Annotated in this window: 14 protein-coding genes; 10 read left to right on the top strand and 4 right to left on the bottom strand. The window is 61.0% G+C overall.

Going from position 1 to position 16799, the window contains the following annotated elements; all coding sequences use genetic code 11:
• Positions 1–67 precede the first annotated feature (67 nt).
• The 3 genes from B2S33_RS12290 to B2S33_RS12280 all read left to right on the top strand — a co-directional run bounded on the left by B2S33_RS12290 (position 68) and on the right by B2S33_RS12280 (position 3861).
• Positions 68–2656, top strand: a complete 2589-nt coding sequence (locus B2S33_RS12290) for a TonB-dependent receptor (RefSeq protein ID WP_288650372.1) — start codon at positions 68–70, stop codon at positions 2654–2656.
• Positions 2657–2802: 146 nt separating this feature from the next.
• Positions 2803–3387, top strand: a complete 585-nt coding sequence (locus B2S33_RS12285; protein ID WP_288650371.1) for a biliverdin-producing heme oxygenase — start codon at positions 2803–2805, stop codon at positions 3385–3387.
• A 60-nt stretch (positions 3388–3447) separates the two neighbouring features.
• Positions 3448–3861: a YbaN family protein gene (locus tag B2S33_RS12280; protein ID WP_027913776.1), complete on the top strand. Its 414-nt coding sequence runs from the start codon at positions 3448–3450 to the stop codon at positions 3859–3861.
• On the opposite strand, the gene arcD (B2S33_RS12275) is transcribed toward B2S33_RS12280, so the two are convergent.
• The gene (gene arcD, locus B2S33_RS12275) at positions 3841–5268 is read right to left on the bottom strand and encodes an arginine-ornithine antiporter (protein WP_028687067.1); all 1428 of its coding nucleotides are present in this window, start codon (positions 5266–5268) and stop codon (positions 3841–3843) included. The genes B2S33_RS12280 and arcD (B2S33_RS12275) overlap by 21 nt on opposite strands.
• A 423-nt stretch (positions 5269–5691) precedes the next feature.
• On the opposite strand from arcD (B2S33_RS12275), the gene arcD (B2S33_RS12270) reads away from it, so the two are divergent.
• The 7 genes from arcD (B2S33_RS12270) to gltS all read left to right on the top strand — a co-directional run bounded on the left by arcD (B2S33_RS12270) (position 5692) and on the right by gltS (position 13860).
• Complete coding sequence (gene arcD / locus B2S33_RS12270; protein ID WP_288650370.1) at positions 5692–7119, top strand: arginine-ornithine antiporter; 1428 nt, start codon at positions 5692–5694, stop codon at positions 7117–7119.
• A gap of 31 nt (positions 7120–7150) precedes the next feature.
• Positions 7151–8404, top strand: a complete 1254-nt coding sequence (arcA, locus tag B2S33_RS12265; RefSeq protein ID WP_145280581.1) for an arginine deiminase — start codon at positions 7151–7153, stop codon at positions 8402–8404.
• A 66-nt stretch (positions 8405–8470) separates the two neighbouring features.
• A complete protein-coding gene (locus B2S33_RS12260) occupies positions 8471–9481 on the top strand; it encodes an ornithine carbamoyltransferase (protein ID WP_027913772.1) in 1011 nt (336 codons plus the stop codon).
• An 88-nt stretch (positions 9482–9569) separates the two neighbouring features.
• Positions 9570–10499, top strand: coding sequence for a carbamate kinase (arcC, locus tag B2S33_RS12255; protein WP_280076654.1), 930 nt, complete (start codon positions 9570–9572; stop codon positions 10497–10499).
• Positions 10500–10546: 47 nt separating this feature from the next.
• Complete coding sequence (locus tag B2S33_RS12250) at positions 10547–10915, top strand: DUF5064 family protein (protein ID WP_027913770.1); 369 nt, start codon at positions 10547–10549, stop codon at positions 10913–10915.
• A gap of 71 nt (positions 10916–10986) precedes the next feature.
• Entirely contained in the window at positions 10987–12495 is a 1509-nt protein-coding gene (locus B2S33_RS12245) for a sigma-54-dependent transcriptional regulator (RefSeq protein ID WP_027913769.1), read from the top strand.
• A gap of 165 nt (positions 12496–12660) precedes the next feature.
• Complete coding sequence (gene gltS / locus B2S33_RS12240) at positions 12661–13860, top strand: sodium/glutamate symporter (RefSeq protein ID WP_288650368.1); 1200 nt, start codon at positions 12661–12663, stop codon at positions 13858–13860.
• A 78-nt stretch (positions 13861–13938) separates the two neighbouring features.
• On the opposite strand, the gene B2S33_RS12235 is transcribed toward gltS, so the two are convergent.
• The 3 genes from B2S33_RS12235 to B2S33_RS12225 all read right to left on the bottom strand — a co-directional run bounded on the left by B2S33_RS12235 (position 13939) and on the right by B2S33_RS12225 (position 16555).
• On the bottom strand, positions 13939–14205 hold the full coding sequence (locus B2S33_RS12235; protein WP_110606857.1) for a bacteriocin immunity protein: 267 nt from the start codon (positions 14203–14205) through the stop codon (positions 13939–13941).
• 105 nt (positions 14206–14310) lie between these two features.
• A complete protein-coding gene (locus B2S33_RS12230; protein ID WP_110606858.1) occupies positions 14311–14577 on the bottom strand; it encodes a bacteriocin immunity protein in 267 nt (88 codons plus the stop codon).
• Positions 14567–16555 carry an S-type pyocin domain-containing protein gene (locus B2S33_RS12225; RefSeq protein WP_288650367.1) on the bottom strand — a complete coding sequence of 663 codons (1989 nt, stop codon included), beginning with the start codon at positions 16553–16555 and terminating at the stop codon, positions 14567–14569. Before B2S33_RS12225 ends, B2S33_RS12230 begins: the two co-directional genes overlap by 11 nt.
• Positions 16556–16799: the final 244 nt, after the last annotated feature.

Below are 16799 nucleotides of genomic sequence, written 5' to 3'. Positions count from 1 at the left end.
CAATTGATTCTTGTTCAATCAAGAACGCACACCCTATGAACAGTTCGCGCGTCAGGGAGCGCTTTCGATGCCCACCAGTCCTATCCGTTCGACCCTACGGCCACGCCTCAAGGGGCAACTGTCCCTGTTTTCACTCGCCTTGCTCGCCACAGGCGCCTGTTCACTCCCCACGCTGGCGGTCGAGCCGGCGTCGGTGAGCACCTCGCGCATGGGCGACTACCACTTCGGCATCGCCCAACAGCCGCTGGTATCGGCCATCAATGCCTTCAGCCAGGTCACGGGCTGGCAGGTGGGCTTCGACGCTCGCCTGGCCGAAGGGGTCGCCTCCCCCGGCATACAGGGTTCACTGCCCCCCGAGCAGGCACTCAAACGCCTGCTACACGGCACTGGCCTGGTCCCGCGGACCATCAGCCACGGCAACGTGGTGCTCGAGCGCCAGTCAGGTCGCGGGGCCATAGCCTTGCAGCAGGTGACCGTCAGCGCCACCCGCAGTGCCCAGGACGTGAGCCAGGTCCCCAGCACGGTCAGCGTGCAGACCCGAGAGCAGCTGGACCGGCAGAACGTCAACACCCTCCAGGACCTGGTGCGCTACGAGCCGGGCGTCTCGGTGGCGGGGACCGGGCAGCGCAGTGGCCTGAACGGCTACAACATTCGCGGTATCGATGGCGAGCGGATACTCACCCAGATCGACGGCGTGGCGATACCGGACAGCTTCTTCTACGGGCCCTACGCCCAGACCCAGCGCAATTATGTCGACCCGGAAATCATCAAGCGGGTGGAAATCCTGCGCGGCCCAGCCTCGGTGCTCTACGGCAGCAATGCCATCGGCGGTGCAGTGAGCTACTTCACCCTGGATCCTGAAGACATCATCAAACCTGGCCGAGACGCTGGCGCGCGACTCAAAACCGGCTACAGCTCAGCCGATGACAATTGGCTGACGTCCGCCACCGTGGCTGGCCGTGAGGGCAGCCTGGACGGTCTGCTGCACCTGAGCCAGCGCAACGGTCACGAAACCGAGAGCCATGCCGATCACGGCGGCGTGGGCCTTGCACGCACCCGCGCCAACCCAGTGGATGCGCGTACCACCAACGTGCTGGCCAAGCTGGGCTGGGACTACGCCGACGACGCCCGCCTGGGCGTGACCTACGAACGCTTCAAGGACGACCGCGACCAGAACCTGCTCAGCGCCGTAGGCGGGCCATTCATCCCGGGCGTTGGTGCCATGAATTCGTACCGCATGCGCCAGGGCAACGACACGATTACCCGCGAGCGCTTCGGCCTGAACCAACGTTTCGGCCTGGACAGCCTGTTCGCAGACGATGTCAGGTGGAGCCTGAACTACCAGATCGCCAAGACGGACCAGCGCACCGACGAGCTGTACGTCGCTTCGGGACGTCAGGTACTGCGCGACCGCCAGACCACCTACAAGGACCGCCAGTGGATCTTCGATGCCCAGCTTGAAAAGGCATTCAGCCTTGGCCAGACCGACCACGCCCTGACCTATGGCACTACCCTCAAGCACCAGGACGTCACCGGGGCGCGCAGCGGTACTGGCACGTGCGTGAATGTGGGCGGCACCTGCCGGGGTATCGGCCAGGACAGCCCGCGCGACGGCCAGGCGCTGGTCAGCGACTTCCCGGACCCAACCATCGATACCTACAGCCTGTTCGTTCAGGACGAGATTCGCTGGGGCAGCTGGACGTTCCTGCCAGGTGCGCGCTACGACTACACACGCATGGCGCCTCACTTCACCGATGCTTTCCTGCGCGGCCTTGATGCCAGCGGCACGGCCCCGGCTTTCCAGGATGACTCAGACAAGAAGTGGCACCGCGTGTCACCCAAGCTGGGGATGACCTATGCCTTCAACGACCACTACACAGGCTACGCGCAATACGCCCAAGGCTTCCGTACGCCCACGGCCAAGTCCATGTACGGCAAGTTCGTGAACCTGGAACAAGGCTACCGCGTGGAGGGTAACCCTGGCCTGCGGCCTGAGCGCAGCAAGGGCCTGGAAACCGGGCTGCGCGGTCGCTTCGATACGGGCAGCTTCGATATGGCGGTCTACTACAACAAGTACCGTGACTTCATTGACGAAGACGCCGTGCAAGGCGCCAACCTCGAGCAGACCTTCCAGGCCAACAACATCAAGCGCGCGACCATCAAAGGCGCCGAGGTCAAAGGCCAGCTCGAACTCGACCAATTCGGCGCGCCACAGGGGCTGTATGCACAAGGCTCCCTGGCATACACCTACGGCCGCAACGACGACAGCGGCCAGCCGCTCAACACCGTCAACCCACTCAAGGGCGTCATGGGCCTGGGCTACACGCAGGGCGACATGGGTGGGCTGCTGAGCTGGACGCTGGTCAAGCGCAAGACGCGGGTCGACGACAGCACCTTCTATTCCCCCGATGGCTCGGCGTCGAAGTTCCGCACGCCCGGCTATGGCGTGCTGGACCTGACCGGCTTCTACAACGTTACCGATGACATCACCGTGAACGCCGGCCTGTACAACCTCACCGACAAGAAGTACTGGCAGTGGGACTCGGTGCGCAGCTATGACGGCCAGGGGGAGGCCGCGGTGACCCAGCCGGCCAACATCGACCGCCTGAGCATGCCGGGCCGTAACTTCGCCATCAACGTGGTGTGGGACATCTGAGGCGCTGGCGCAGCTGAAACCGGGCGGGGTCGCTGTGTTCCCGCCTTGGTTCCTGGCACCCACCCCTGTTCCTGCGGGGTTTTTTACGCCCCCGCCCCTGTTGATTCGTCTTGTATTGAAACGCTTCGCTTTCCAAGGACTGCATCATGAGCAACCGCGCTTCTTCGCGTACCCAACGCCTGAACCTGGTGACCCAGGCGCCCCATGCCGCACTCGACGCCCTGGTCAAATCCCATGCGCCATTCGATAGCCGCGAAAGTTTTGCCCGCTTCGTGGTGGCCCAGTACCTGTTCCAGGCCGAACTGCAGCCGCTCTACAACGACCCGCGATTGATCGCCCTCATACCCGACCTTGCCGAGCGCTGCCGAGCCCATCAGGCCCGCCAGGACCTGGCGGACCTGGACATGCAGGCGCCTGCCGAGCTGCCGGGGGCCGTGCAGCGCCCCAGCATTGCAGAGGCATTAGGCTGGATCTTCGTGTCCGAAGGCTCCAAACTGGGCGCCGCGTTTCTAATCAAGCGGGCGGCGGCGCTGGGCTTGTCGGAGACCTTCGGCGCCCGCCACCTGGGCGAGCCCGCCGGTGGCCGCGCCGAAGGCTGGAAGCAGTTCACGCGAACACTCGATGGCCTGATGCTGTCAGCTGGAGAAGAAGTGGCTGCAGAACACGGCGCCGTCGCAGCGTTCGAGCGCTTTACCGTCTTGCTCAAACAGGCCTATGCCGTGGATGCCTAGCAGGTTTGAAACACTTTCAAAGGCCCCCTGACCGGGGCCGTTCGTTCTAGCAGTGAGCCCATGACCCAACCTGCCCGCTCCAAAATTGCCCGACTGCTGTATGCGATCCTGGCTTACGCAAGCCTGGGGGTGGGCCTGGTCGCCATTGTCATTCCGGGCTTGCCGACCACCGAATTCATTCTGTTGTCGGCATGGGCGGCCACGCGAAGCTCGCCTCGCCTGTCCGCCTGGCTGGAAAATCACCGGTTGTTCGGCCCTATTCTGTACAACTGGCGCAACGGCAAGGTGATCCAGCGGCGGGCCAAGGTCAGTGCGACGGTCAGCATGTTGCTCTGCGCGGTTTTGATGCTGGTGTTTCTTGAGCATCACTGGCCGGTGTTCCTGGCCATCGCCGGCATGAGCCTGGGCAACCTGTGGATCTGGTCCCGCCCGGAACGGCCGTTCACAGCCGGCTCACAGGCTCAGCAACCCTGACCAGAGTGCATAGCCTGCCAGCGCCGCCCCCGACAGCACGGCGGCGAAGATCAGTTTCTCCATCAGCGTGAAAAGCGTGAGACCTTGTTCATGCTTGGCCCGCGCAAACAGGATCACCCCCGGTGCGTACAAGAGCGCCGAGAGCAGCAGGTACTTCAGGCCACCGGCATACAGCAGCCAAACGGCGTACACCACCGCGAGCGCGGCCACCAGCAGGTCCTTGCGCCGCCGGGCCGGTTGGCCTGCGTAAGTCTCCCCACGCACGGCCAGCGACATGGCGTAGGCGGCAGACCACAGGTACGGCGCCAGAATCATGGATGAGGCCAGGTAGATCAGGCTGGTATAGGTACCGGCAGATACCAGCGTGATCAGTAGAAAACCCTGGATCATGCAGTTGGTCAGCCACAGTGCATTGGCAGGTACCTGGTTGGCGTTCTCCCTGGCAAGGAAACGGGGCATGGTCTGGTCGCGCGCCGTGGCATAGAGGATCTCGGCACACAGCAGCGCCCACGACAGCAACGCCCCAAGCAACGAGACAGCCAGCCCCAGGCTGATCAGTAACGCGCCCCAGGGGCCAACGATGTGCGACAGAACCGCCGCCAGCGAGGGGTTCTGCAAGCCAGCCAGCTCCGGTTGCGTCATGACCCCAAGGGAGAGGACGTTGACCAGCACCAGCAGGGCCAGCACACCCACAAAGCCAATGACCGTCGCCCTGCCCACGTCGGCCCGGCGCCGTGCCCTGCCCGAATACACGCTGGCGCCTTCGATACCGATGAAGACGAACACCGTCACCAGCATCATGTTGCGCACTTGCTCGAGCACACTGCCGATCGCCGGAGTGCCCTGCCCCCAAATGTCCTGGGTGAAGATATCCAGGCGAAAGGCGCAAGCCGCGATGACGACGAACAGTACCAAGGGCACCACCTTGGCCACCGTGGTGACCAGGTTGATGAACGCCGCCTCGCGAATCCCGCGCAACACCAGAAAATGCACGGCCCATAGCAACATCGAGGCACACCCGATGGCCACTGGGGTATTGCCTTCACCGAACACCGGGAAATAGAACCCCAGGGTGCTGAACAACAGTACGAAGTAGCCAACGTTGCCCAGCCAAGCACTGATCCAGTAGCCCCAGGCCGAAGAAAAGCCCATGTAATCGCCGAACCCAGCCTTGGCATAGGCATAGACCCCCGAATCCAGTTCGGGCTTGCGGTTGGCCAGCGTCTGGAAAACGAACGCCAGGGCCAGCATGCCCACGGCAGTGATCCCCCAGCCGATCAGCACCGCCCCGGCCTGGGCACGGGCCGCCATGTTCTGGGGCAAGGAAAAGATGCCGCCACCAATCATTGAGCCCACGACGAGCGCCACCAATGCCCCCAGCCGGAGTTTCTGTCCTTGTTCGCCCATAGGTCTCCAAATATTTCCTGACAGTCATGCAGTTGTAACAACACACTGTTTATAAAGGCTGGTGTCATTACAGCCGTACTTCCATTTAGCCACTAAGCCATTAACGTCTAAGCGTGCGGTGGTTAAGAACCCCGAGGTTGCCAACCGGTTCACACTATTCCGATAAAAGCATAAATACCCGTAAAAAATTTGCGCTCTGCCCAGAAGCGACTAGTTTCAACCTTCGCAGGCAAAGAGGGATGAAGATGAGCAATACATGGAGGTGCCAGCGTACAAGGCCTGCAGCCATGGCAGTCGGCAGTCTCCAGGAGTTCGGTGAGGTGATTCAACGGCCTTACCTTGCAATGCACTGATCCATATCAGCGTGTGGCCACGGCGTCAGATTTAATCTGAGGCCAACTTTCTCCTGGCAGGAGTTGTTAAATGTCTGATTCTCCCGCAAAACTAAAACTCGGCGCATTAGTTGCGTTGGTCGTCGGCTCGATGATCGGTGGCGGTATATTTTCCCTGCCGCAGAACATGGCCGCCAGCGCCGGCGTGGGCGCGGTACTGATTGGCTGGGCGATCACCGCCGTGGGCATGCTGACCCTGGCTTTCGTATTCCAGACCCTGGCTAACCGCAAGCCTGACCTGGACGGTGGGGTCTATGCGTATGCCAAGGCCGGTTTCGGCGATTACATGGGCTTTTCTTCGGCCTGGGGCTACTGGATCAGTGCCTGGCTGGGGAACGTCGGCTATTTCGTGCTGTTGTTCAGCACCCTGGGCTATTTCTTCCCGGTGTTTGGCGAGGGCAACACGCCGGCCGCGATCATCGGCGCCTCGATCCTGCTGTGGGCCGTGCATTTTCTGGTGCTGCGTGGCATCCGTGAAGCGGCGTTCATCAACCTGGTCACCACGGTGGCCAAGGTGGTGCCGCTGGTGCTCTTTGCGCTGATTTGCCTGTTCGCCTTCCGGCTGGACATCTTCACCGCCGATATATGGGGCACCAGGACCCCTGAGCTAGGCGGTGTGATGAATCAGGTGCGCAACATGATGCTGGTGACGGTGTGGGTCTTCATCGGCATTGAAGGCGCGAGCATCTTCTCGTCACGTGCGGAAAAACGCTCCGATGTGGGCAAGGCCACCGTCATTGGCTTCATCACGGTGCTGTTGTTCCTGGTGCTGGTCAATGTGCTGTCGCTGGGCATCATGACCCAGCCTGAACTGGCAGGGCTGCAGAACCCCTCGATGGCGGCCGTGCTTGAGCATGTGGTCGGCCACTGGGGCGCCGTGCTGATCAGTGTCGGGCTGATCATTTCGCTGCTCGGTGCGCTGCTGTCATGGGTGCTGTTGTGCGCCGAGATCATGTTCGCCGCAGCCAAGGACCATACCATGCCCGCGTTCCTGCGCCGCGAGAACGCCAACCAGGTGCCTGCCAACGCCTTGTGGCTGACCAACGCCATGGTGCAGATCTTCCTGGTGATCACGCTGTTCTCCAACAGTACCTACCTGTCGCTGATCTACCTGGCTACCTCGATGATCCTGGTGCCCTACCTGTGGTCGGCGGCCTACGCCGTGTTGCTGGCGGTGCGCAGTGATACCTATCAACAGGCGCTGGCCGAACGCCGCAAGGACCTGTTCATCGGCAGCATCGCCCTGCTCTATGCCATCTGGCTGCTGTATGCCGGCGGGGTGAAGTACCTGCTGCTCTCGGCGTTGCTGTACGCCCCTGGCGCCATCCTGTTTGCCAAGGCCAAGCGTGAGGTGGGCCAACCTGTCTTCACCCCCGTGGAAAAACTGATTTTCGCAGCCGTGGTCGTCGGTGCCCTGGTGGCAGCCGTCGGCCTGTACGACGGCTTCCTGACGCTGTGACCCCTCTTCGACTCAATGGAGGATTGAAACCATGTCCGCTGAAAAACAGAAATACGGTGTGCATTCAGAAGCCGGCAAGCTGCGCAAGGTCATGGTGTGCGCGCCGGGCCTTGCGCACAAGCGCCTGACCCCGAGCAACTGCGACGAGCTGTTGTTCGACGATGTGATCTGGGTGGACCAGGCCAAGCGTGACCACTTCGATTTCGTCACCAAGATGCGCGAGCGCGGTGTCGACGTGCTGGAGATGCACAACCTGCTGACCGATATCGTGCAGCAACCCGAAGCACTCAAGTGGATACTGGACCGCAAGATTACGCCCGACACCGTTGGGGTGGGCCTGACCAATGAAGTGCGCAGTTGGCTCGAAGGCATGGAGCCGCGCCATCTGGCCGAATTTTTGATCGGCGGTGTGGCCGGCCAGGATCTGCCGCAAAGTGAAGGTGCCGAAGTGGTCAGGATGTACAACGACTACCTGGGCCATTCCAGCTTCATCCTACCGCCGTTGCCCAACACCCAATTCACCCGCGACACCACCTGCTGGATCTACGGCGGCGTCACGCTCAACCCCATGTATTGGCCGGCGCGGCGCCAGGAAACACTGCTCACCACCGCCATCTACACGTTCCACCCGCAGTTCACAGGCGCCGACTTCCAGGTCTGGTACGGAGACCCGGACAAGGACCATGGCCAGTCCACCCTCGAAGGCGGTGATGTCATGCCCATCGGCAACGGCATCGTGCTGATCGGCATGGGCGAGCGGACCTCCCGCCAGGCCATCGGCCAGTTGGCGCAGAGCCTGTTCGCCAAGGGCGCCGTGCATAAAGTCATCGTCGCCGGCTTGCCCAAGTCCCGCGCCGCCATGCACCTGGATACCGTGTTCAGCTTCTGCGACCGCGACCTGGTCACGGTCTTCCCCGAAGTCGTCAACGAGATCGTGCCGTTCATCATCCAGCCCGACGAAAGCCGGCCCTATGGCATGGACGTCCGCCGCGAGCACAAGTCGTTCATCGAGGTGGTGGGCGAACAATTGGGCGTGCGCCTGCGGGTGGTCGAAACCGGCGGCAACAGCTTCGCCGCCGAACGCGAGCAATGGGACGACGGCAACAACGTCGTGGCGCTGGAGCCAGGCGTGGTCATCGGCTACGACCGCAACACCTACACCAACACTTTGCTGCGCAAGGCCGGGGTCGAAGTGATCACCATCAGTGCTGGCGAACTGGGCCGTGGTCGCGGCGGTGGCCACTGCATGACCTGCCCTATCGTTCGCGACCCCATCGATTACTGACGTCCATCACCCAGGCCGTCCCTACCCGGCGGCGGCCCGGCGTTCACCACACCCAGGAGAAAAGTCATGGCGTTCAACATCCACAACCGCAACCTGCTCAGCCTGGAACACCACAGCACCCGTGAGCTGCGTTACCTGCTGGACCTGTCCCGCGACCTCAAGCGGGCCAAGTACACCGGCACCGAGCAGCAGCACCTCAAGGGCAACAACATTGCGCTGATCTTTGAAAAAACCTCCACGCGTACCCGTTGTGCGTTCGAGGTGGCCGCGTACGATCAAGGCGCCAACGTCACCTACATCGACCCGAATTCCTCGCAGATCGGCCACAAGGAAAGCATGAAGGACACCGCACGCGTACTCGGGCGCATGTACGACGCCATCGAGTACCGCGGTTTCAAGCAGGAAATCGTCGAGGAACTGGCCAAGTATGCCGGCGTGCCGGTGTTCAATGGCCTGACCGATGAATACCACCCGACCCAGATGATTGCCGACGTGCTGACCATGCGCGAGCACAGCGACAAACCGCTGCATGACATCAGCTACGCCTACCTGGGCGATGCGCGCAACAACATGGGCAACTCGCTGCTGTTGATCGGCGCCAAGCTGGGCATGGACGTGCGCATCGCCGCGCCCAAGGACCTGTGGCCCCACGATGACCTGGTGCAACGTTGCAAGCAGTACGCCGAGGAAAGTGGTGCCCGCATCACCCTCACCGAAGATGCCAAGGCGGCAGTCAAGGGCGTGGACTTCATTCATACCGACGTGTGGGTATCGATGGGTGAACCCATCGAAGCCTGGGGCGAACGTATCAAGCTGCTCAAGCCCTACCAGGTCAACGCCGAGCTGATGAAAGCCAGCGGCAACCCCAGGACCAAGTTCATGCACTGCCTGCCGGCGTTTCACAACTGTGAGACCAAGGTCGGCAAGCAGATCGCCGAGCAGTACCCGGACCTCACCAACGGCATCGAAGTGACCGACGACGTGTTCGAGTCCCCGGCCTGCATTGCGTTCGAGCAAGCGGAGAACCGCATGCACACGATCAAGGCGATCCTGGTGTCGACACTGGCCGACCTGTAGATCGCCACCTGCCCAGGCGTTGCGGCTGTTAGCGTGCCGCAATAGCCGTCGGGCAGCGGCTCAAGACTTTCGATAAAGGACATTCTTCATGCGTATCGTTGTTGCACTAGGCGGCAATGCCCTGCTGCGCCGTGGCGAGCCCATGACCGCGGAAAACCAGCGCGCCAACATCCGTACCGCCGCCGAGCAGATTGCCAAGATCCACCCAGGCAACGAGTTGGTGATCGCTCATGGCAACGGCCCGCAAGTGGGCCTGCTGGCATTGCAGGGGCTGTCGTACAAGCCGGACGAGGCCTACCCATTGGACGTGCTGGGCGCCGAAACCGAGGGCATGATCGGCTACATGATCGAGCAGGAACTGGGCAACCTGCTGGACTTCGACGTGCCGTTCGCCACCCTGCTGACCCAGGTCGAAGTGGACGCCCAGGACCCTGCGTTCAAGGACCCGAGCAAGTTCATTGGCCCGGTCTACAGCAAGGATGAAGCCCAGCGCCTGGCCGCTGAAAAAGGCTGGGTGGTCAAGCCTGACGGCGACAAGTACCGCCGCGTGGTGGCAAGCCCCAGACCCAAGCGCATCTTCGAAATCCGCCCCATCAAGTGGCTGCTCGAAAAGGGCAGCATCGTGATCTGCGCCGGCGGCGGCGGCATCCCGACTCTCTATGATGAACACCGTAACCTCAAAGGGATCGAGGCGGTGATCGACAAGGACCTGTGCTCTGCACTGCTGGCCGAACAGCTCGAGGCCGACCTGTTGGTCATTGCCACCGACGTGGAGGCGGCGTACATCGACTTTGGCAAGCTAACCCAACGCGCCATCGCCCAGGCCCACCCTGACGAGCTGGACAGGCTGGGTTTCGCGGCAGGTTCGATGGGGCCCAAGGTGCAGGCGGCCTGCGACTTCGCCCGGCACACGGGCAAGGTGGCGGTGATCAGCTCGCTGGCCAACATCGAGCGCATCGTGAGCGGTACCGCCGGCACGCGGGTTTCGACCGCTGCCCCCGGGATCAGCTACCGTTGACACAGTCGGCGGGCCATGTGCCCGCCCAACCTCGTACAGGAGAGCCCATGGCCAAATATGAACCCGGTCACGTCCACATCGAGCGCACTGCGCTCAACAGCAGTGACCACAGCTATGACCTCAAGGTGGACTACGAGGCCTTCACCGACCCCCGTGAAGGCAGGGGCATTCAGTTCCGCATGCAGGGCAGCATCGAGGGCAAGCCGGTCGACGAGGTTTTCTTTCTGCCCAAGGACCAGGTGCTGCCTAGCTTTCTGATGCAACTGAGTCGCCGCGCCCAGGCCTACCTGGCCCCACCGAAGAAGTTCGAGAGCCTGGCTTCACCTCACAGGATCTACGACTGGATGTTCGAAGACATTCGCGCCAAGCTGGACGTGAAGTCCGGTGACCCCATCAAGCCTGAACATCTGGAGTAGGGCGCGACCCGTCACGAGCAGGATCAGCTTGAGGCATACTAGCGCCCTACCCGGCCATTTCGTATTGCCCCATGCGTATCCACGTCAGCTTCATCGACCGCGTCGGCATCACTCAGGAAGTCCTGGCGCTGCTCGGTGCGCGCAACCTCAACCTCGATGCCGTGGAAATGGTGCCGCCGAACGTCTACATCGACGCGCCTACCCTCAGCCCCGCCGTACTGGAAGAGCTGCATGACGCCTTGTTCGAGGTGCAGGGCGTGGAGGCGGTGGAGGTGGTCGATATCCTGCCGGGGCAACGCCGTCACCTGCAGCTCGATGCGCTGCTGGCCGCCATGAGCGACCCCGTACTGGCGGTTGACAGGGCCGGCAAGGTGCTGCTGGCGAACCCAGCGCTGGTGGCGTTGTGTGGTCGGGAGTCGGCCGGGCGCTGCGTAGGCGAGTTGTTTGGCGACCCGGGCCTGCTGCAAGTATTGCTCGACAGCAACTTTCACCTGCCCATGCGCGAAATGCAGCTCAATGGCCAGAGCCTGCTGCTCGATGCCATGCCAATCACCCATACCGGCGGCTTGCTGACGCTCTACCCGCCTACGCGGTTGGGCGAACGGCTATCGGCCCTGCGCCATGACCATGCCGAGGGCTTCGACGCTCTGCTGGGCGAATCACCTGCCATCCGCACCCTGAAGGCTCGAGCCCTGCGCGTGGCCACCCTGGATGCACCGCTGCTGGTGCATGGCGAAACCGGCACCGGCAAGGAACTGGTGGCCCGCGCATGCCACGCGATCAGCAGCCGTCATGCGGCCCCCTTTCTGGCTCTGAACTGCGCCGCATTGCCTGAGAGCCTCGCCGAGAGCGAACTGTTCGGTTATGCACCAGGCGCCTTCACCGGCGCCCAGCGCGGCGGCAAGCCAGGGCTGATGGAGCTGGCCAACCAGGGCACGGTGTTTCTCGATGAAATCGGCGAGATGTCCCCCTACCTGCAGGCCAAGCTGCTGCGTTTTCTCAGCGACGGCAGCTTCCGCCGGGTGGGAGGCGACCGGGAAGTGAAGGTCAACGTGCGTATCATCAGCGCGACCCACCGTAACCTGGAGCAGATGGTGGCCGAGGGCACGTTCCGCGAAGACCTGTTCTACCGCCTCAACGTGTTGAACCTGCAGGTCCCACCCCTGCGTGACCGCGGCCAGGACATCCTGATGCTTGCGCACTTCTTCATGCAGCAGGCCTGCACACAGATCCAGCGGCCTGCCTGCAGGCTCACCCCCGCCACTCACAGCGCCATGCTGGCTAACCCTTGGCCGGGCAATGTACGGCAATTGCAGAACGTGATCTTTCGCGCCGCCGCCATTTGCGAAAGCAACCTGGTGGACATCGGCGACCTGGACATCGCCGGCACGTCTGTCAGTCGCACCCATGAAGGTGATGTGGCCAGCCTGGAGCAGGCTGTGGGTGATTTCGAGCGTGAACTGTTGCAACGGCTGTACACCAGTTACCCCTCGACCCGATTGCTGGCGGCCCGGCTGCACACCTCACATACCGCCATTGCCCAACGCCTGCGCAAATACGGCATTCCGGGGAAAACCTGAAGTTGTCGGCAAATGCTGCTGTTTTAGTAGACTTTTCCTAGGCGTTCCCCGGATACGTCCTTCCTCACGCCTCGTAGAATGGCGCCAGTGCAATCCCTGCCTGTCACCCCGCAAGACCACCCCAGAGTGGTCAGCGGTCCGTTATGGATTCAACGAGAGTACCTGATGTTCGAACTCGATTTTTACGGCACGCTGGTGGCCGCTTCCCTGGTGCTGCTGCTAGGTCGCGGCCTGGTCGCACGCATAGGTTTTCTGCGTGCCTACAACATTCCTGAACCGGTCGCCGGCGGCTTGGTGGTCGCGATTGCCCTGTTGGTGCTGCGCACCTTCGATGTGCAAGTTCGCTTCGACACCTCCCTGCAAACACCTTTGATGCTGGGGTTCTTCGCTACCATCGGCCTGAACGCCGATTTCGCCAGCCTGAAAAAAGGTGGGCGCGCGGTGGTGCTGTTCCTGGCGGTGGTGACCAGCCTGCTGGTGGTACAGAACGCCCTGGGCATCGGTCTGGCCACGGCGCTGGGGTTGGACCCGCTGATGGGCCTGCTGGCCGGTTCGATCACCCTGTCAGGAGGCCATGGCACCGGTGCTGCGTGGGGCGCCACCTTCACCGAAAAATTCGGCCTGGCCTCGGCCTCGGAACTGGCACTGGCCTCCGCCACATTTGGATTGGTACTGGGGGGTTTGATTGGTGGCCCCGTGGCCCGCTTGCTGATCAAGCGGGTCGCTAGCCCTGGTCGCGCCGACAGCACGCCTCAGTTGCCTTCAGGCTTCGAGCAGCCGGAGAAAGAACGCCTGATCACCTCGATTTCCGTGATCGAGACGCTTGCCCTGATTGCAGTGAGCCTGTTGACCGGCACCGTTTTGAATGAGCTGCTCAAGGGTACTGCCTTCGAACTGCCAAACTTCGTCTGCGTATTGTTCGTGGGCGTGCTGCTGCGCAATGGCCTGTCAGCCTTCGGCTTTTACCAGGTGTTCGAGCGGGAAGTGTCGGTACTGGGCAATGTGAGCCTGTCGTTGTTTTTGGCCATTGCGTTGATGTCGTTGAAACTGTGGGACCTGGCTGCACTGGCACTGCCGTTCTTCGTGCTGCTGGCGGCGCAGACGCTGCTGATGGCACTGTTCGCCATCTTCATCACCTTCCGAGTCATGGGCCGCACCTACGACGCGGCTGTCCTGTCCGCCGGCCATTGCGGCTTCGGGTTGGGGGCAACGCCGACGGCAATCGCCAACATGCAAGCGGTAACCCAGCGGTTCGGGCCTTCGCACGTGGCATTTCTGGTGGTGCCGATGGTGGGGGCGTTCTTCATTGACTTGATCAATGTGGTGGTGATCAAGGTGTATTTGGCATTGCCGTTTTTTCAGTAAGCAGGCCATGATGGCGTTGCTGAACCGCTAAGGTTAAGACTCCCGCATGATGAGCTGCGGGAGTCGTCTGTTCTGGATTCAAGATGGCTTGAACCCTGGAAGTCCCTGCTCAGCCCGCCACCGTTTCACTTCATCAACCACCGCTTGAGGGGAGGATTGAATCCCGACCCTGTGGGGGCGATAAATTAAGTTCCACTTTGCCGGATGCTGTGCCAAGCGATCAAACTCAAGAACGCCGCGCGTGTGCTCTTTGTCATTAGGAAAGTACTGCGGGTCGCCATGATACAGGGCATACACCAATTGAAAAAACTCTTGCTCGGTATAGTCAGTTATTTCTTTGGGCATAGGTTTATTTTCCGTTTGGGCAAGGCTTGCCTGGGACCAACTGTAGCTTGCTTTTCATGCTCTGAGGGCCTTTGCATATCATGCAGCTTATGGTGCCAAGGTTACTCAGGCATCTTTGAAACCCGGCAACCCTTGATCCTTACGCCACTTCTTTACAGCCTCGACTACGGCTTTCGGAGAATCATCGATACCTACTTCTTGAGGGTAGTAAATCAAATCCGAACCGCAGGGATGCTCACTGAGGCGCTCGAACTCAAGCGTGCCTTTGGCATGAGCCCTGTCTGACGGATAAAGCACAGGATCTGCGTGATAAATACCGTAGACCAATTCGTAGAATTCCCGCTCCGTATAATCAGATATCTTAGTTTTCACTGTTCACCTTCTCTTGATGAGCCTGGATATGAAATTTCGGTGCGAGAATCACCATGTTATCGACATCATAAACCTCACCCCCATCGGCAATTCTCTTCAAATGATGAATTTCATACTTCTTTCTAGCACCCACCGTTTCCTTAAAACGGGCATGTGGCGCCAGACCTCTTCTCATTTCCAGGAGCTCAGCTTGGCTGAACTGCCCTTCAAACAATGGACTCCGCCCCACCAGCTGCCACAATCGACGCCGAAATGCTCCCCAACTGCTGAATTTTTTGCCCCTCAGTTTACTAGCGATTTGCTGCGGAATTGGCACCCCCTCGCGGTTCCCCGCCGTCAAAAATGTGCCTGTGATCAGCTGTCCCTTACCTTTCACCACCCCCGGCATGTTCCGACGGCTCTTGAACATCACGTAGAGCGGTGGCAGCCCGGAGTCGCTGGGGAATATGATGACAGCATCATCAAACCCGATGTCCGGCAAGTCTGGATACGTGTCCAAACGCCCTTGAAGAGGTTCGAGCATGGGGCCAATGAGATTGGCAGGAGACGGCGGTGCAGGTGGCAGGCTTGTGGAACTGTCTGTCGGTTCGACCGCCGGTGTCCAGGTCAGGGTTCTGGGCGGCACATCGTCGGTGACGACCGTGTACTGACCGCTGTGGGCGTCGTATGCGGCCTTCATTACGGGCACCGCCGAAGGGATCACCTGGCCATCGGTGGTGGCCACGAACAGTTCGGTTGGCCCGGCCAGCGTCTGCACCTCGCCCATGCGCAACGGCAGGTCGATCATTGCGCGCTCGACCGCTTGCGTTTGAGCGGCGGAATCAAGCTCGATCGACAATTCGGTCAGGGGCACACTCAGCAGATAGTTGCCAAGCGGCAACACCTTCCGCTTGCGCTCCCCATTACCCAGCTTGGGCGCATGCAACAGTGCGGCAATGCCAACCAGAAACGGGGTGGCAACCGCTTCCAATGACGCGCCTTTCAACGCAGAGATGGCTCCGCGCAAGGCTGCTCCAAGCGAAGCGCCAGCGGCGAGGCTAACCGGCGCAGCGCCAGCAGACAGGCTGATATGCGCCTGTGCCTTCGCGATGGCCAGCGGCACTGGGTAGGTATTGGCCTGTTTTAGGGCTTGCTCGGCCAGGGCTTTTTCAGCGGCGGCTTTGGCGGCGGCTTCACGCGCCGTCGCCTCGGCCTCGGCTTTTGCTTTTGCCAGTGCCTGTGCTTGTTTGAGCGCCTGCTCCTGAGCGCGTGCCTGAGCTTGGGCCTCAGCGCGTGCCCGTGCTTCAGCCTCGGCACGTGCCTGTGCCTCAGCATGAGCGCGTGCCTGAGCTTCGGCTATCCGTTGCGCCTGCGCGTCAGCGAGCGCCTGCGCCTCGGCTTGTGCAAGCGCTTGCTGCAATGCGCCGATCTGACCCTGAAGCATCTGAATTTCGGCATCGCGTAGCTGCGTCTGATAGGCGGCCGAGAACGATTCCTGGATCAGCGTGCGCAAGACGTCCTTTCTCACGACACCTTTTTCAAACCATCTGTAGGTGGCGTCGATATAGTCTTTTCGCGTCTTGCCCAGTGGCGTCGATCCAAAATAGCGGTCTGCTACTTCAGACTGAACATGACGGTCTTCAACTTTACGAGCGATCAACAGGTTACGCGCGGCAATACCGTGTGCGAGCATGCTGACCGTTGACGTGGGGGGTGGCCCTAGCGTCTGCTTGACCACAGCGACTTCTTGCTCGAGGGTTTGAGCCGCATGTCCTAGCGCTTGCGTAAATACTGCACTGGCATGGCCATTTACAGTTTCCAGGATCCGCGGCTCACTGTTTATCACATACCGGAAATGCTCAATGATTGTACTGCCTGGGTGATACTGGTCAGCGGGAAACAACGGACCTGAATAGCCGGGAGGAAGAAGATTTGATCCTATGGGTGTACCTCCCACATAGGTAGGAGGCAATTCAACTTGCCTGCGCTTGCGTGTCATACATCATCCTTAATCAAGCTTACAAACAAGCCAAGCATCATGAACATGCCTGACGGTCGTTATGAGCGACCCGCCTGACTTGTGACTTAGTTATGCGACGGATCACGCATGAACAGTACAGGCGGTTTTTACGGATGATGAGAGGGTTAAAGTTCCCGACAGCTAAAGTTATACGGGTAGGAGATCCTACTTAAACGTTGTCGGCCCCGTTAGGGCCCCTTGATCATTCACCAACCTCTTAGAT

Origin of the sequence: Pseudomonas sp. UBA5568 (genome assembly GCF_002425525.1) — a bacterium.
GTDB lineage: Bacteria > Pseudomonadota > Gammaproteobacteria > Pseudomonadales > Pseudomonadaceae > Aquipseudomonas > Aquipseudomonas fulva.
The sequence above is the reverse complement of the archived record's forward strand: the minus strand, read 5'-3'. Positions and strand labels throughout refer to the sequence as shown.

Coding starts and splice junctions, on each gene's coding strand:
- B2S33_RS12290 (WP_288650372.1), top strand. CDS start 68: ATGCCCACCAGTCCTATCCGTTCGACCCTACGGCCACGCCTCAAGGGG.
- B2S33_RS12285 (WP_288650371.1), top strand. CDS start 2,803: ATGAGCAACCGCGCTTCTTCGCGTACCCAACGCCTGAACCTGGTGACC.
- B2S33_RS12280 (WP_027913776.1), top strand. CDS start 3,448: ATGACCCAACCTGCCCGCTCCAAAATTGCCCGACTGCTGTATGCGATC.
- arcD (WP_028687067.1), bottom strand. CDS start 5,268: ATGGGCGAACAAGGACAGAAACTCCGGCTGGGGGCATTGGTGGCGCTC.
- arcD (WP_288650370.1), top strand. CDS start 5,692: ATGTCTGATTCTCCCGCAAAACTAAAACTCGGCGCATTAGTTGCGTTG.
- arcA (WP_145280581.1), top strand. CDS start 7,151: ATGTCCGCTGAAAAACAGAAATACGGTGTGCATTCAGAAGCCGGCAAG.
- B2S33_RS12260 (WP_027913772.1), top strand. CDS start 8,471: ATGGCGTTCAACATCCACAACCGCAACCTGCTCAGCCTGGAACACCAC.
- arcC (WP_280076654.1), top strand. CDS start 9,570: ATGCGTATCGTTGTTGCACTAGGCGGCAATGCCCTGCTGCGCCGTGGC.
- B2S33_RS12250 (WP_027913770.1), top strand. CDS start 10,547: ATGGCCAAATATGAACCCGGTCACGTCCACATCGAGCGCACTGCGCTC.
- B2S33_RS12245 (WP_027913769.1), top strand. CDS start 10,987: ATGCGTATCCACGTCAGCTTCATCGACCGCGTCGGCATCACTCAGGAA.
- gltS (WP_288650368.1), top strand. CDS start 12,661: ATGTTCGAACTCGATTTTTACGGCACGCTGGTGGCCGCTTCCCTGGTG.
- B2S33_RS12235 (WP_110606857.1), bottom strand. CDS start 14,205: ATGCCCAAAGAAATAACTGACTATACCGAGCAAGAGTTTTTTCAATTG.
- B2S33_RS12225 (WP_288650367.1), bottom strand. CDS start 16,555: ATGACACGCAAGCGCAGGCAAGTTGAATTGCCTCCTACCTATGTGGGA.